The sequence below is a fragment of the Pontimicrobium sp. SW4 genome, assembly GCF_039954625.1.
GTDB lineage: Bacteria > Bacteroidota > Bacteroidia > Flavobacteriales > Flavobacteriaceae > Pontimicrobium.
The window spans coordinates 1,040,052-1,054,310 of sequence record NZ_CP157199.1 but is presented as its reverse complement, the minus strand read 5'-3'; the positions used below and the strand labels follow the sequence as shown (position 1 = coordinate 1,054,310).

General features: G+C 31.9%; 16 protein-coding genes and 1 riboswitch. Of the genes, 6 read left to right on the top strand and 10 right to left on the bottom strand.

Annotated features, from left to right (window positions below):
* Positions 1-36: 36 nt before the first annotated feature.
* From ABGB03_RS05030 to ABGB03_RS05010, 5 genes are all read right to left on the bottom strand, one after another.
* On the bottom strand, positions 37-408 hold the full coding sequence (locus ABGB03_RS05030) for a cupin domain-containing protein (RefSeq protein WP_347925375.1): 372 nt from the start codon (positions 406-408) through the stop codon (positions 37-39).
* Positions 409-921 carry a nuclear transport factor 2 family protein gene (locus ABGB03_RS05025; RefSeq protein ID WP_347925373.1) on the bottom strand — a complete coding sequence of 171 codons (513 nt, stop codon included), beginning with the start codon at positions 919-921 and terminating at the stop codon, positions 409-411.
* Positions 922-1,036: 115 nt separating this feature from the next.
* The gene (locus ABGB03_RS05020) at positions 1,037-1,726 is read right to left on the bottom strand and encodes a nitroreductase family protein (RefSeq protein ID WP_347925371.1); all 690 of its coding nucleotides are present in this window, start codon (positions 1,724-1,726) and stop codon (positions 1,037-1,039) included.
* 2 nt (positions 1,727-1,728) lie between these two features.
* The gene (locus tag ABGB03_RS05015) at positions 1,729-2,973 is read right to left on the bottom strand and encodes a glycosyltransferase (RefSeq protein WP_347925369.1); all 1,245 of its coding nucleotides are present in this window, start codon (positions 2,971-2,973) and stop codon (positions 1,729-1,731) included.
* Complete coding sequence (locus ABGB03_RS05010; protein ID WP_347925367.1) at positions 2,974-3,450, bottom strand: heme-binding domain-containing protein; 477 nt, start codon at positions 3,448-3,450, stop codon at positions 2,974-2,976.
* 39 nt (positions 3,451-3,489) lie between these two features.
* On the opposite strand from ABGB03_RS05010, the gene ABGB03_RS05005 reads away from it, so the two are divergent.
* The 3 genes from ABGB03_RS05005 (at position 3,490) to ABGB03_RS04995 (ending at position 5,650) form a co-directional block, all read left to right on the top strand.
* Positions 3,490-4,053: an adenylosuccinate lyase gene (locus tag ABGB03_RS05005; RefSeq protein ID WP_347925365.1), complete on the top strand. Its 564-nt coding sequence runs from the start codon at positions 3,490-3,492 to the stop codon at positions 4,051-4,053.
* Between the two features lie 88 nt (positions 4,054-4,141).
* Entirely contained in the window at positions 4,142-5,485 is a 1,344-nt protein-coding gene (purB, locus tag ABGB03_RS05000; protein ID WP_347925363.1) for an adenylosuccinate lyase, read from the top strand.
* Positions 5,486-5,650, top strand: a complete 165-nt coding sequence (locus ABGB03_RS04995) for a hypothetical protein (RefSeq protein ID WP_347925361.1) — start codon at positions 5,486-5,488, stop codon at positions 5,648-5,650.
* A 79-nt stretch (positions 5,651-5,729) separates the two neighbouring features.
* On the opposite strand, the gene ABGB03_RS04990 is transcribed toward ABGB03_RS04995, so the two are convergent.
* The 4 genes from ABGB03_RS04990 to ABGB03_RS04975 are packed head-to-tail and all read right to left on the bottom strand — an operon-like array spanning position 5,730 to position 7,934.
* Positions 5,730-6,326, bottom strand: coding sequence for a DUF4252 domain-containing protein (locus ABGB03_RS04990; RefSeq protein ID WP_347925359.1), 597 nt, complete (start codon positions 6,324-6,326; stop codon positions 5,730-5,732).
* Positions 6,327-6,354: 28 nt separating this feature from the next.
* On the bottom strand, positions 6,355-6,930 hold the full coding sequence (locus tag ABGB03_RS04985) for a DUF4252 domain-containing protein (protein ID WP_347925357.1): 576 nt from the start codon (positions 6,928-6,930) through the stop codon (positions 6,355-6,357).
* Positions 6,931-6,952: 22 nt separating this feature from the next.
* Positions 6,953-7,438 carry a hypothetical protein gene (locus ABGB03_RS04980; RefSeq protein WP_347925355.1) on the bottom strand — a complete coding sequence of 162 codons (486 nt, stop codon included), beginning with the start codon at positions 7,436-7,438 and terminating at the stop codon, positions 6,953-6,955.
* Entirely contained in the window at positions 7,425-7,934 is a 510-nt protein-coding gene (locus tag ABGB03_RS04975; protein ID WP_347925353.1) for an RNA polymerase sigma factor, read from the bottom strand. The genes ABGB03_RS04980 and ABGB03_RS04975 overlap by 14 nt, the downstream gene beginning before the upstream one ends.
* A gap of 141 nt (positions 7,935-8,075) precedes the next feature.
* Between ABGB03_RS04975 and ABGB03_RS04970 the strand changes: the two genes are divergently transcribed.
* Complete coding sequence (locus ABGB03_RS04970) at positions 8,076-9,539, top strand: S41 family peptidase (RefSeq protein WP_347925351.1); 1,464 nt, start codon at positions 8,076-8,078, stop codon at positions 9,537-9,539.
* A gap of 143 nt (positions 9,540-9,682) precedes the next feature.
* On the opposite strand, the gene ABGB03_RS04965 is transcribed toward ABGB03_RS04970, so the two are convergent.
* Positions 9,683-11,611, bottom strand: coding sequence for a TonB-dependent receptor plug domain-containing protein (locus ABGB03_RS04965; RefSeq protein ID WP_347925349.1), 1,929 nt, complete (start codon positions 11,609-11,611; stop codon positions 9,683-9,685).
* Between the two features lie 66 nt (positions 11,612-11,677).
* Positions 11,678-11,886, bottom strand: a riboswitch (cobalamin riboswitch).
* 201 nt (positions 11,887-12,087) lie between these two features.
* Here ABGB03_RS04965 and ABGB03_RS04960 point away from each other — a divergent pair.
* Both ABGB03_RS04960 and ABGB03_RS04955 read left to right on the top strand, forming a co-directional pair.
* On the top strand, positions 12,088-13,242 hold the full coding sequence (locus tag ABGB03_RS04960) for an ABC transporter substrate-binding protein (RefSeq protein ID WP_347925347.1): 1,155 nt from the start codon (positions 12,088-12,090) through the stop codon (positions 13,240-13,242).
* Complete coding sequence (locus ABGB03_RS04955; protein ID WP_347925345.1) at positions 13,243-14,259, top strand: iron ABC transporter permease; 1,017 nt, start codon at positions 13,243-13,245, stop codon at positions 14,257-14,259.

Below are 14,259 nucleotides of genomic sequence, written 5' to 3'. Positions count from 1 at the left end.
CTATTCTTACACAATACCGTTAAACAAAAACCACAATTATTTATACTCAATAATTAAAAACACTGCAGTACTATCGCCTACGTTCTGCACTTGGTGCTGTGAAACAACCTCCTTACTCCAAGAAAACCCAGTTGGAAAGCTAACCTCTCTAGTTCCAGTAGCTTCTTCAATTTTAAACGTCCCTCCTACCAATGCATACCCAAAATGTGGCTCATGGTAATGCTTGTCATGACCTACGCCTGGTGGAAACGTGCATTTTAAAACACGTAACTCATTATTATCTTCAAGGACTTCGCATACTTTTTCGCCTTCCCAACCAGCTTGATAAGGGTCTGGTAAAGTCTGTTCTTGTTTACAAGACATTGACAAAACAAGCGCGCAACAAATAATAATTACCTGTTTATTCATTTATTCAGTTTTATCAGTAGATTTTTCTACAGAACTCGCATGGTCTTTTATAACATACCAATTACCATCTGTTTTTTCAAGCACATAGCTTACAACCATTCTATTAAAATACGGTTCGCCATTTCTATCAGGTTCTCTATAAACAATTTCTATAATTGCCATCCCTAAGGTGGCTCCTACTTTGGTTTCCAAAATTTTAGTTTCAAAAGTCCAGCCATTATCTACAGCAAACCAATCTATGTGATACTTAATAAAAGCATCAACACCTTCCATGATTTCAGATTGTGGTAAAATAAGTCGCATATACCCTTTTGGAGACATGGTAGACTTTAATGTTTCAATATCCTTATTGCTTACGGCATCCAAATGCTTTTGCATCAACGCTTTCATTTGAGTTTCATTCTCTTTAATACTTATCTCCAGAGTTTCTTCTTTTTTATCAACCGCTTTGTTCTCTTTACAAGAGAAACCAATAATAAATACTAAACATAACAAGTAATAGGATAATTTCATTATTAAATAATTTAAGTTTGTTTTAAAATACGCATACAACATCAAGTGGTTTTAAGTTCTTAAACCTACTTAACATATCGCTTACTTCTTTATATCGTTGGTCATTTTATTTTGTTTACTCATAAAAAACAGCCACTTCTCCTAAAGGTTTTCTATCTAAATCTGGCACATATGCTGGTTGCTTAGGGTATCCTATTGGTAATAATAAATACGCTCTTTCGTTACTTGGTCTGCCTAGTAGCTTTGTTAGAAAATTCATAGGACTTGGCGTATGTGTTAAAGTTACTAAGCCAGCATTATGGATAGCTGTAATTAAAAACCCACTTGCAATACCAATAGACTCGTTAACATAGTAATTATTATAGCGTTCGTCACCATCATGTTCATACACACGCTTAAAGCCTACAATAATCCAAGGCGCTTCATCTATAAAAGGTTTATTAGTGTCTGTTCCTAAAGGCGCTAGGTCTTTTCTCCATCGCTCACTCATTCGTTTGCTATAGGTCTCACGTTCTTCAACTTCGGCTGCCAATCTAATTTGGTGCTTTAATTCAGGATTGGATACAGCACAGAATGTCCAAGGTTGTTTGTGCGCTCCTGATGGAGCTGTAGAAGCCGATTTTATAATATTCTCTATAACTTCTTTTGGAATATCTTGGCTAGAATATTCTCTCACTGAGCGTCTGGTTTCTAACCAATCATAAAACGCTTTACTTTTTTTAATGGATTCCTCTTGTGTTAACTTTACAGAATCGTACAACACATGTTTGTATCCATTTAGTAAGATATGATCTGCTACTTCCATAATTATTTCTTTATGTATTCCTTGTTTTTTTCTTCAATCCATCGCGACATAAATTTAGTACTTTGCATACTATGATGCTGCAACATGCTTCCTAAAAAATTATTTAAACGATTTGTTTCTTTATTTGTAAATGCATCCTCTAACTTATTTAAAAAACGCCTTGTATGAAGTTTTTTATTATACTTTTTTCTTAGAAGTTTAAAACCAAATTCTTGTTGGTTCAACCAGATTTCTTCATTTTGATATAGATTTACTGCATGTTTTACAATATTTTCAGTTAGGTCTGTTACAAATTGTTGTTCACTATTCTCATCGACAATACCTTCTGCTCCAATAGTGGTTGTTATAAAAGGAGTTCCATTATGCATGGCATCAAAAAACTTACCTTTTAGACCAGCTCCAAACCGCAAAGGAGACAAACACACTTTAGCATTCGCCATCACCTCATTTACATCATCTACATAGCCTTTAATGATAAAGCCATTTTTTTTATCTTCATATTGCTTAACCTTCTCATTAGCATAAGCTCCATAAATATGAAGTTCTGCATCTTTTAATTTTGATGTAATTTGTGGCCAAATGTGTTCTTTTAAAAACCTAACAGAATCCAAATTTGGAGGATGTAAGAAATTACCAATAGTTACAAAGTTTTTACGCGCTTTAAACGATGGCAAACCTTTGCTTTTTTCTTCTGAAATACCATTCACTAAAAATGGTAGATAGTGCAATATATTCTCCGAAACACCAAAATCGTTTTGCAATATGGTTATTTCGGCTTCTGAAATAATTAAACTCAAATCGCATCTATAAATGCTTGCTATTTCTCGCTTTGCAATATCCCTAAACAAATAGGTTTTATTAAAAGGCTTTTTATCCTTAAAGGCTTGCTCTCTACCTTTTCTTAAACAATGTAAATCTTCGGTGTCTAGAATACGTAACGCTTCTGGGTGGTTTTCAGCAACTCGCCAACCAAATTGTTCTTCCATCATGAAACGATCAAAAACAACAATATCTGGTTTTAACTGAGATATAAAATCATCAAAACTAGAATTATTTAGTTCGATTTCTTTCTGAGTTACTCCTAAAGAGTCAAGATTAAATGCATTTTCAGATTTTACACAAGGACTCGCAAAAGTAATAGTATAATCTTCTGATAAAAAAACGTTAATTAACTGCATCATTCGGCTTCCAGCTGCTGAACTCTTAGGTTCTGGCCATACAAAGCCTATGATTAAAAGTTTAGGCATCTATTCCGCAACCGCTTTTTGTTCTGCATACATGGCTCTTACCTTTTTTCCCCAAGCAACAATGCTTGCACGTTGATCATCGGTAAGTTTTGCTTCAGAATGTGTCCATGTATACGATGGTAAGGGCATTTCTTTCTTTTCGACCATTTCTATGAGTTCCTCAAATTTATGATCTCTTTTTTTTAGAGAAGCATCTTTCCAATCAGACACATTAAAATGTTTTTTGCCGTCCTTTACGTGACTATCAAGCCAATAATTTACAGGTGTAATAGTATTATACCAAGGGTATCGTGTGTTTGAACTATGACAATCTAAACAAGATTCTTTCAAAATTAATTTCACATCTTCTGGTGGATTGGTTTCAGTTAAAAAAGGTTCGATTGAAGTAAGGTCTCCTTCGTTCTTATCTGGTCCAAAAAACTGAGCAATAACAAATGCAATTAAAAGCAGTAATAATATTTTTTTTAGAAGCTTCATAATTAGTAATTTTAGTGTCTTAAAAGTAATAAAATATCATTGACGAACGAAGAATTATACAAGGAATTATCTTATGTAAACCATTCTAGGGAAAACAGAAAAAAATATGCGTTGCTTGTTATTTCTAGTCCAGAGTTAATCCCTAAAGTTTTAGATATTTTATTTCAGGTAGATGACAAAATATCTTGTAGAGCAGCTTGGTTGCTAGAGTTTGTAGCTCGTGAAAATCTGGATAGCATTTTGCCTTACTTAGACAGTTTTACTAAAAATATGCATACTGTACATCAAGATCCTGCAGTACGTCCAGTAGCAAAAATTTGTGAATATCTCATTGAAGCTTATTACCATAGAGATAATAACCATGCCAAAGAGTATTTGAAAGCTGCTCATAAAGAAAAAATTATTGAGCTTAGTTTTGATTATATGATAACTAATCAAAAAGTAGCAGCTAAAGCATATTCTATGAATACATTATATTTATTAGGAAAAGAGTATGATTGGATTCATCCTGAATTAGCCATGATTCTAGAACGCGATTTTAACTCAGGTACTGCTGCATTTAAAGCCAGAGCAAGACATTTACTTAAAAAGTTGAAAAAGTAGCTGTTTTGGTTAAAAACTTCAAGGCATAAACTTCTTGCTTCTTTTTAAAAGAATTATCTTTGCAACTTCAAAAATCAACACATAAGATATGTCTTTATCAATGCTCAATGCCATTTCTCCAATAGATGGTCGTTATAGAAGTAAAACTGAATCTTTAGCGCCTTATTTTTCTGAAGAAGCACTTATAAAATATCGCGTTCAAGTAGAAATTGAATACTTTATTGCACTTTGTGAAATTCCTCTACCTCAACTAAAAGATTTTAATACTGATTTATTTGATGAATTGCGAAACATTTATAGAAACTTTTCTTCTGAAAATGCTTTAGCAATAAAAGATATAGAAAAAGTAACAAACCACGATGTAAAAGCGGTTGAGTATTTTATTAAAGAAAAATTTGATGCGTTAAGCATCTCACAATACAAGGAGTTTATTCATTTTGGATTAACCTCTCAAGACATCAATAATACTGCAGTACCGTTAAGTATTAAAGAGGCTATGAACGATGTTTATGTCCCTGAATACTTCACTATTTTAAATCGTTTACAAGAATTAGCAACAGACTGGAAAGATATACCAATGCTAGCAAGAACTCATGGTCAGCCAGCATCTCCAACACGTTTAGGAAAGGAAATAGAAGTATTTGTGGTACGATTAAAAGAACAATTTAATTTATTGAACGATATACCAAGTGCTGCTAAATTTGGGGGAGCCACAGGTAATTTTAATGCACATCATGTAGCTTACTCTAATATTGATTGGAAAGATTTTGGAGGTAAATTTGTGCAAGAAAAACTAGGATTATATCACTCGTTCCCAACGACGCAAATTGAACACTACGACCACATGGCTGCTTTGTTTGATTGCTTAAAACGTATTAACACTATTCTAATAGATTTAGATAGAGATATTTGGACCTATGTATCTATGGACTACTTTAAGCAGAAAATTAAAAAAGGGGAAGTTGGTAGTAGCGCTATGCCACATAAAGTAAACCCTATTGATTTTGAAAATAGTGAAGGTAACTTAGGTATAGCTAATGCTATTTTTGAGCATCTTTCAGCTAAATTACCTATCTCTCGCTTACAACGTGATCTTACGGATAGTACTGTTTTACGTAATGTTGGTGTGCCATTTGGACATACATTAATTGGTTTTAAATCTACTTTAAAAGGATTAAATAAACTACTACTAAACGAACCTAAGTTTGCTGAAGATTTAGAAAACAATTGGGCTGTAGCTGCTGAAGCTATTCAAACCATTTTAAGACGTGAAGGCTATCCAAACCCTTACGAAGCCCTAAAAGGCTTAACTAGAACTAATGAAGCAATTACGCAACAATCTATAGCCAATTTTATTGACACTTTAGAAGTTAGCGATACTATTAAAAATGAACTTAAAGCCATTACACCAAGTAATTATACTGGTATTTAAATGAAGAATAATGTCACATTATTAGCAACTGCTCTTTTAGTAGCCTTCTTTTTTATAGCAGGACTATTACAATTGCTAGATAATTTTATAGTGATGATGTTGCTTTTTTTAGGATTTATTGGCATTGTTGTCAATATTATTCTAATAAAATCTAGAGACGATTAATCATAAAAAAAACCTGCCTCAAGAGACAGGTTTTTTACATTAACATTTTATCGTTTTTTGATTGATAGTACTTTTTTGATTAATCGAAAACTTCTGAAAAATCTTCAATATCACTTCCAGAGCTACCAGGTCTAAAGAATTGCATAAAATCTTCAACTGTGTTCTCTTCAGAGGACATTTGGTTAACTACTTCGCCTAGCTTCATTATTTTTGCTGGTTCCATATTATTTCCTAACACTCTAATTATTCCAAATCCAGCTTCATTCATAGTGCCAAAAATAATTAGTTCGTCTATAGATGTATCAGTCCCAATATATTTTACAATTATTTTTCCATCACTAGAGTTTCCTCCTCTAAATAATTCTTGATATCTCTCGTCTTTTAGAATCGTTTGTACTTTTACTAACTCTGCTTTATATTCTTCAATATTATCATCAGTTTTTCGGTATCCAAGCATATTAAGTTTATCTATAGACTCATACGCTTCTCGTTGTACGTCTGTAAGTTTGGCGTCATCTAAATTGACAAAACTTACTGGAATATCTACCGAAATAAAATTTGGTGCTTCCTGATTTACAACATAATACCCTTGTAAGGTCTCTCCTCCATAACCGCAACTAATTAAAGTTGCAGTTATAAGAAGTGACGCTACAATGTTTTTGATTGATGTGTTCATGATGATAATTCTTCTTTTTTATAATGTCTTAGTTCTTTTTATCTCCAGCTTTCTTCAAATGCTCTCCTCCAGGAATATTCATAGATTTAGTAAGCTTAGAAATTTCACTAAGATTAATGTCCCCAAGAAGAGATACAATTACAGTTTCTATTTCACGCTTTTCACCATTAATTGTTATGTTTTGATCTTTTGTAAGTTCGTCTAAACCACTTACAAACATTAAAAGTTCTTTAACTTGATTAGGGCTAGAACCTTCTCTTACATAAAATTTTACATTTTGGTTACCGTCCTTAAAACGCATTAACTCTTCCAGTTTTGAACTAGAAATGTATTTATTTACATCTGCTGCCATTTGTGATGATATTGATTTATCTCCAGTTGTTAAGAATTTTAAACTTTTAATCTTCTTTATCATTTCGAACATTGCTGCTGCATCTGGATCGTCCATATCTATATCGATACTCGAAATCATTTGAAACATTTTACTGTTTACAACTCCAGATCCTACACCTTCCATGTCCTCATACTTATCGAACAACCCTCCTTGTGCAAAAGACATTAAAGGCGTTACCATAATTGCTAATATTAATACTAATTTTTTCATGTTTATTTGTTTTTTTGTTCTACTAATTTGTTTTTAAAATTTTATTTGTTGTTTTTGAAAATTCACCAAGATAAGCAATGTTATCAGTGCCTTTGTCAAAGTTTGTAGTCACCATATTTAGTGTTTCAATACCTTCGGTTCCTTTATTTAATTGATTTGACACTAGATTAAACATTTCCATTGTTTGGTTGTAAGCCAAAAGCGCTTCTTGCTTCTCTGCTTCTGTCGGTCCACTCATTTGAAAATAAACTCCCAACATAATAACTGCTACTGCTGCGACTGAAATCCATTGATACAAGCTATATGTTTTTCTAGGTTTTAATGGAATGTCTTTAGTATACTGTTCCTCGTGGGTGTGCAAAAAATACTGAAACATTGATTTATAAACTTCTAAGTGTGGCAGAACAGTTTCTTGCGAAAAATAGTCTTTTAACTGTTGCTCTTCTTTTAAAGTAGTTTCTCCGTTGTCGTACTTCTCTATTAATTTCTCTATGCTATTTAACACCATAACTATGTGTTTTTGTTAGTTTTTCTCTTAATGTTTTTCTTGCTCTTGATAAGGCGACTCTAATGGCTGTTTGGTTCATGTCTAGCATTTTACTTATTTCCTCAAAGTCATATTGCTCAATATCTCTTAGCTGTAATATTATCTTTTGTTGTTCGGGTAACTCTTCCATTATTTTAGAAACCCAACCTACACTATCATTCAACTCCACTTGCTTCTGTAATGACACATTTTTATCTTGGTAATTACTATGCACAATCTTTAAATTTTGAGAGTGCTTAGATTTTAATTTGTCCAAACAAAAATTCTTTGTCATAGTCATAGAAAATGCTTCTACATTTTTATATTCACTAATCTTAAGTTTGTTTTTCCACAACTTCATCAAGATCTCTTGGGTAGCGTCTTCGGCTTCTTCTTGTGAAACCAGTATGCGCTTTGCCAAACGAAATACTTTATCCTTAAAAGGCATTACTATATTTAAAAACTCAGCCTGTGTCATTTTTTTGGTTAGCTTATAGCTTATTATGGCTATTTGTTATTACGACGATACACTTTATATTTTGTTACAAGAACATTGAAAATAATTTTTACTTTGTAATATTGTTACTAAATTTAGAGTTAAAAGAAAAACACCTTTGCTATGAAATTTTCTAAACCCCTTTTATGTTGCCTTATATTGACTATAATAACTTATAGTTGCTTTGATGATATGGATGACAACGCTATATCTGCCAATGAAATTAATGATTTTGTTTGGAAAGGTATGAATGCTGTCTATTTATATAAAGATAATATTCCTGACCTTGCTAATGACCGATTTTCATCCACCTCAGAATATGCTGACTATTTAAATAGTTTTAGTACACCTGAAGAACTTTTTGAAAGTTTAATTCATCAAAGACAAACTGTAGATAGATTTAGTTGGATTGTTGATGATTATATTGCTCTCGAGCAACTTTTTAGTGGTGTCTCTAAAAGAAGTGGTTATGAATTTGATTTATACCCAATTCCTGGTAGTGCTACAAACGTATTTGGTATTGTACGCTTAGTGCTACCAAATAGTAATGCCAGTGATAATAACTTAACTAGAGGACAGGTTTTTACATCTATAGATGGAGTAACTATGACTGAAAGTAATTACCGCACATTATTTAGTCCAGATAGTTATACAATGGGTTTCGCCGATTATGATGATAACGGCACACCTGAAAACTTAAATGATGATATCATTACGCCTAATGGCCAAAATATTACACTCACTAAAACTGTACTTTCTGAGAATCCAATATTTGAAACTGCAATTATTGATGTTGATGGTGAAAATTTAGGATACTTGATGTATAATGGTTTTACTTCGGATTATAACAGTCAATTAAATACTGCTTTTAATAATTTCAAATCCAGTAATGTTCAGCATTTGGTACTAGATTTAAGATATAACCCAGGAGGTTCTGTACTAACAGCATCCTATTTAGGAAGTATGATAACTGGTCAATTTAATGGAGAAGTCTTTGCTAAATTAGTTTACAACAGTGATTTACAAGCTAATAATTATGATTTTGAATTTGAATCACTAATAGATAATAGTGAAGCTATAAACAGTTTGAATTTAGATAAAATCTATGTGCTAACCACTGAAGATTCTGCTTCTGCAAGTGAGATGGTTATTAATAGTTTAAGTCCATATATAGAGGTTATTCAAATTGGTGATGATACTACTGGAAAGTCTCAAGCCTCAATTACAGTGTATGATTCGTCAAATTTAGAACGAGAAGGCGCAAATCCAAATCACACTTATGCTATGCAACCTTTGGTCGCAAACACTTTGAATAAGCTTAACAGTTCTGTGCCTTCAAATGGATTAACTCCAACGATAACTATTTTAGAAAACCCAGCAAATTATGGTGTTTTAGGGAACGTAAATGAGCCTTTATTGGCAGCTGCAATTGCAGATATACAAGGTACTGGAAGATTTAATTTTTCTGCATTAAATAAAATAAAACCTAAAGCTAGCAGCCATAATTTAATCCCTTATGTTAACGAAATGTATATTGACCAAGGTATTTTAATAGACGTACAAAAGAATAATATTGAACAAGATTAAACAAAGAGGCTGTCTTAAAAAAACTAAAAAGCGTCATTCTGAATTTATTTCAGAATCGTATTATTTTGATTATTAATCTTGATGAGAACCTGAAACAAGTTCAGATTGACAAAATATTGATTTTAAGACAACCTCTTTATGAGTTAAAAACTTAAATTGAATCCAAAGGTTATATTCCGCCCTTTAGTTGAATATCCATAAAGTTCTTCATAATCAGAATTTAAAATATTTATAACATTAGTAAACAAGGTCACTTTATTATTAATTAGTTTATGACTTGCGTAAAAATCTAATAAACTGTAGCTTTTTAAAGTAACGTCTTCATTCACAAAGGTTACATTATTATAAAAAGTATCATTTCTATCATCATTAAACTGGTAAGATGCACTCATAAAAAAATGGTCGTTTACTTGATAGTTTAACTTAGCATTTACCTTAATTTCAGGAATACGCAAGTTTAAATCATCTTCAACTTTAGTATATGTTGCGTTTGTTTTAATAGATACTTTACTCGAAATTTTATAATCGGCTATAAGTTCTATACCACTTGCTGTAAATGATTCATCTGCATTCTTATACTGAAACACCCAGTTTCCTAGATCCACAAAATCAATAAAATTAGTTTCTTTTCTATTAAAATATACGATACTAGTAGTGACTTTATTGGTTATACCTAACTCTGCTCCTATTTCTAAAGTAGTGTTTTCTTCAGGCTTTAAATTAATGTTTCCGTACGTAGGTTCAAAAAGTTGGTATAACGAAGGTGTAATATAAGCAGTACTATAACTTACTAACCCTTTTATATAACCAAAAGTAACATCCTCCTTAAATGAAGGGTTGATACTGTATACTAAATGCGACCCATACTCACTATGGTTATTAAATCGCAATCCAGAATTAATATTCAAACCGAAGTTTGATGTATAAACAACATTCACATAAGGGTCTACAATAGTAAATACTGCATCATTAGGGCTTATTGATTGCTCTAAACTTGTGCTTCCAAAAGGGACTTCAAAACTTTCCATATTATTATCTTGATAGTTTACACCAAGCACAGTATAAAACGTATCATTGAAATTGTATTTATTATATACATCTATCATGTAGCTTTTTGCTTTGTATATATTTGGATAATTGGATGTAACATCGCGTTCAATATCATTTGTAGCTGCATTAACTATTATGCTTCCGTTTTTATATTCATAGTTTGATGACATGCCAATTCTATGTTGATTCGTTTTAATCATATTATCTGCATCTTGAAACATGAAACCATCATCAAAATCGGCTTTGTATTTATCAAAACTTCCATACATACTAAAGTTAAAAGCATTAGAAAACTTATAACCTAGTTTTAGATGTCCATTAATTGCATTAAAAGCATCCTTTTCAGAGCCTAATTTTATAGCAGACAAGCCATCTGTAAACTGGTTACCAAAACTTGCTAAATAATTTAATTTATTTACAGTTCCATTTATTGAAACACTATTTTGAAAATTCTCTAGGTGATAATTATTATCGTTTTGCGATTGATTACTCCCTAACACACTTCTGAAATTTGCAGATATAGATTTTTTTGTAGCTACTTTTAGCTTAATATTAATCACTGCAGTAGCAGCTCCAGAGCCATATAAAGTGCTGGAAGCTCCTTTTAAAACTTCAATACTTTCAACTTGATTAGCATTAAGTAATCGTAAATCGTAATCGTTAGCTATTTGCGATGCATCCGAAAGGGCAATTCCATCTATTAGGATTAAAACTTGCCTATTTCTACCACCTCGTACAAAATAGCTTAAATTTTGTCCAGCATTACTTTTTGTTCCATTAATTTCAATGCCAACAGTATTGTTAATAATCTCTGCAATGCTTTTACCTTGTAGTTCTTCTAACTCTTTTTGTGTGATTTTTGTAATGACTTTACCTGAATCTTCTTTTTTAATCTCAAAACGAGAGTTGGTTACTACGACTTCGTCTAATTGTTCTGTTTTGGAAACTTCATCTTCTTGTGAAAAACCAAAAGCATAAATAAGTGTACAACAGACACTTAAAACACATGTTTTTTTGTTCATTTTAATTACTAATTGCTCGAGAGTAGTATGTATTTATCATACCAAAACTTCTATCCCGAAAGTTTGACTTATTTGTTTGAATTTGGCAGGTCTCCTGACTTACGTCTTCATGTTGGTCTTCCCAGAATAAATCCAGTGACTCGAAGTTTAACACGAAGCTTTATAGCTTACAGTTGCGGGAACAGTTCTGGACTTGATTAATTATAATCTCACCAGATTCCCTTTTAATCCTTAATAATAAAAATTAGAAAAGAACCAAAATTCATTGCGAAAGTATAGATATTCTTTTTACTTATGAATAAAAACTTATTTTTTCTTATTCATTTTATATATCAAATAAATAAAACCAATTAAAAAATGTGCAATAATAACTCCTGCAACTATATATATTACTAAATTTGAATCGCCTCTCATTTGTCCTAATTTATATTCAAAATTGCAATACAAAATGAGAGATTCAGTTATTAAAGTTACTTATGAAACACCTTTATAAATCTATAAGCTTATTCTTAATTTTAAGTTTCGTTTTTACTTGTAAAAATGATATCTCAAAACAAGAAGATACAATTACTACAGGGCAAAAAATAACTCTAAAACATGCTACTGGGTTTTCTATAACTAATTACAGCAATTATAAAGTATTAGAAATTAACAGCCCTTGGCCAAAGTCTGATAAAAAGTACACTTATTTATTACTTACAAAGGAGCAAGCTATGGTTAGTACTTTTAATAAAGAGGATTATGATGGAATAATTACAATTCCAATTGAAAGTATAGTAGTGACTTCGACTACACATATTCCAGCATTAGAACTCTTAGGTATCGAGCAAACTTTAATGGGGTTTCCTGGAACTGATTATATTTCTTCTGAAAAAACGCGACAACGTATTGACGAGGGAAACGTTAGAGAGTTGGGCAAAAATGAAGGTATAAACACCGAAGTGTTATTAGAACTTCATCCAAATGTTGTCATTGGTTATGGTGTTAGTGGTACAAATAAAAGTTTTGAAACTATACAAAAATCTGGTATTCCTGTAATCTATAATGGCGATTGGGTAGAAACATCTGCACTTGCAAAAGCTGAATGGATTAAGTTTTTTGGAACCTTATTCAACAAAGAAAAAGAAGCTGAAGCCATTTTTATTAAAATTGAAGCTGATTATTTAGAAGCTAAAACTTTAGCTAAGTCTGCAACAAATAGACCTACTGTTTTAAGTGGTGCTTTACATAAAGATGTTTGGTATTTACCAAGTGGTACAAGTCCTGAAGCACAATTTTTAAAAGATGCCAACGTCAATTATCTTTGGAGTGACACTGACCAAAAAGGAAGTTTAGCCTTAAGCTTTGAAAGTGTATTCGAAAAAGGATATAATGCTCAGATTTGGTTAAGTCCATCATATTATAGAAGTTTAAGTGACCTAGAAAAGGCTAGTCAACATTATGCTAAATTTTCTGCTTTTAAAAATAAGCAAGTATATTCATTTGCTAATACCACAGGTGAAAGTGGTGGTGTTCTATATTACGAATTAGGTACCGCTAGACCAGATTTAGTATTAAAGGATATTATTAAAATTTGTCATCCAAATTTACTTCCAAACTATCAGCCTTACTTTTTCAAACCATTAAAATAATTGCATACCCAAAAAACATACAAGCTTTCATTCATCATACTTAGTAGTGTATTGCTACTGTGCTTTTTTATGAATATTAGCTTGGGTTCGGTATCAATTCCTTTTAAGGGTATTTTTAATAGCTTTATTGGTGTTTCAGATAATTATATTATTCAAAATTATAGACTACCAAAAGCATTTACAGCTATTTTGGTTGGTTCTGGCTTAGGCATTTCAGGCCTATTAATGCAAACATTATTCAGAAATCCTCTAGCTGGACCATTTGTTTTAGGGATTAGCTCTGGTGCAAGTTTAGGAGTTGCTTTAGTAGTTATGGGAAGCTCATTTTTTGGCGGCTCGATGGCTATACTATTAGCTTCTAAATGGAGTTTAGTCATTGCTTCAAGTTTGGGAAGTTTTTTAGTATTACTAGCAGTAATACTTGTGTCTTCTAAAGTAAGAGACACGATGGCAATTTTAATAATAGGTTTAATGTTTGCAAGTATTACAGCTGCTGTAGTGAGTGTCTTATCATATTTTGCCTCAGCTGAACAATTACAGCAATATATATTTTGGGGGTTTGGAAGCTTAGGAAGTCTTAGCTGGAACGAAGTTTTAGTATTATTTAGCGTCTGTTTTATTGGTATTGTTTTAAGTATTGCTTCCATAAAAGCACTAAACACCTTACTATTAGGTGAAAACTATGCTAAAAGTTTAGGGTTGAACATAAAACAAAGTCGTTTGTTAATTATAGTTGCCACAAGCCTTTTAGCTGGAACCATAACAGCATTTGCTGGTCCTATTGCATTTATTGGTTTAGCAATTCCGCATATAACACGACAAGTATTTAATACTTCTAATCATAAAGTTTTAATTCCAGCAGTTATACTATTTGGAGCTATTGTATTACTAATTTGTGATAGTATTGCGCAATTACCAACAAGCGATTATATGCTACCAATTAATGCTATAACCTCTATAATTGGTGCGCCTGTGGTAATTTGGTTACTCGTAAGGAAACGAAAAATGGTATTTTAA

Excerpts from the sequence above, each read along its gene's own strand:
- ABGB03_RS05030 (WP_347925375.1), bottom strand. The coding sequence starts at position 408 with ATGAATAAACAGGTAATTATTATTTGTTGCGCGCTTGTTTTGTCAATG.
- ABGB03_RS05025 (WP_347925373.1), bottom strand. The coding sequence starts at position 921 with ATGAAATTATCCTATTACTTGTTATGTTTAGTATTTATTATTGGTTTC.
- ABGB03_RS05020 (WP_347925371.1), bottom strand. The coding sequence starts at position 1,726 with ATGGAAGTAGCAGATCATATCTTACTAAATGGATACAAACATGTGTTG.
- ABGB03_RS05015 (WP_347925369.1), bottom strand. The coding sequence starts at position 2,973 with ATGCCTAAACTTTTAATCATAGGCTTTGTATGGCCAGAACCTAAGAGT.
- ABGB03_RS05010 (WP_347925367.1), bottom strand. The coding sequence starts at position 3,450 with ATGAAGCTTCTAAAAAAAATATTATTACTGCTTTTAATTGCATTTGTT.
- purB (WP_347925363.1), top strand. The coding sequence starts at position 4,142 with ATGTCTTTATCAATGCTCAATGCCATTTCTCCAATAGATGGTCGTTAT.
- ABGB03_RS04995 (WP_347925361.1), top strand. The coding sequence starts at position 5,486 with ATGAAGAATAATGTCACATTATTAGCAACTGCTCTTTTAGTAGCCTTC.
- ABGB03_RS04990 (WP_347925359.1), bottom strand. The coding sequence starts at position 6,326 with ATGAACACATCAATCAAAAACATTGTAGCGTCACTTCTTATAACTGCA.
- ABGB03_RS04985 (WP_347925357.1), bottom strand. The coding sequence starts at position 6,930 with ATGAAAAAATTAGTATTAATATTAGCAATTATGGTAACGCCTTTAATG.
- ABGB03_RS04980 (WP_347925355.1), bottom strand. The coding sequence starts at position 7,438 with ATGGTGTTAAATAGCATAGAGAAATTAATAGAGAAGTACGACAACGGA.
- ABGB03_RS04975 (WP_347925353.1), bottom strand. The coding sequence starts at position 7,934 with ATGACACAGGCTGAGTTTTTAAATATAGTAATGCCTTTTAAGGATAAA.
- ABGB03_RS04970 (WP_347925351.1), top strand. The coding sequence starts at position 8,076 with ATGAAATTTTCTAAACCCCTTTTATGTTGCCTTATATTGACTATAATA.
- ABGB03_RS04965 (WP_347925349.1), bottom strand. The coding sequence starts at position 11,611 with ATGAACAAAAAAACATGTGTTTTAAGTGTCTGTTGTACACTTATTTAT.
- ABGB03_RS04960 (WP_347925347.1), top strand. The coding sequence starts at position 12,088 with ATGAAACACCTTTATAAATCTATAAGCTTATTCTTAATTTTAAGTTTC.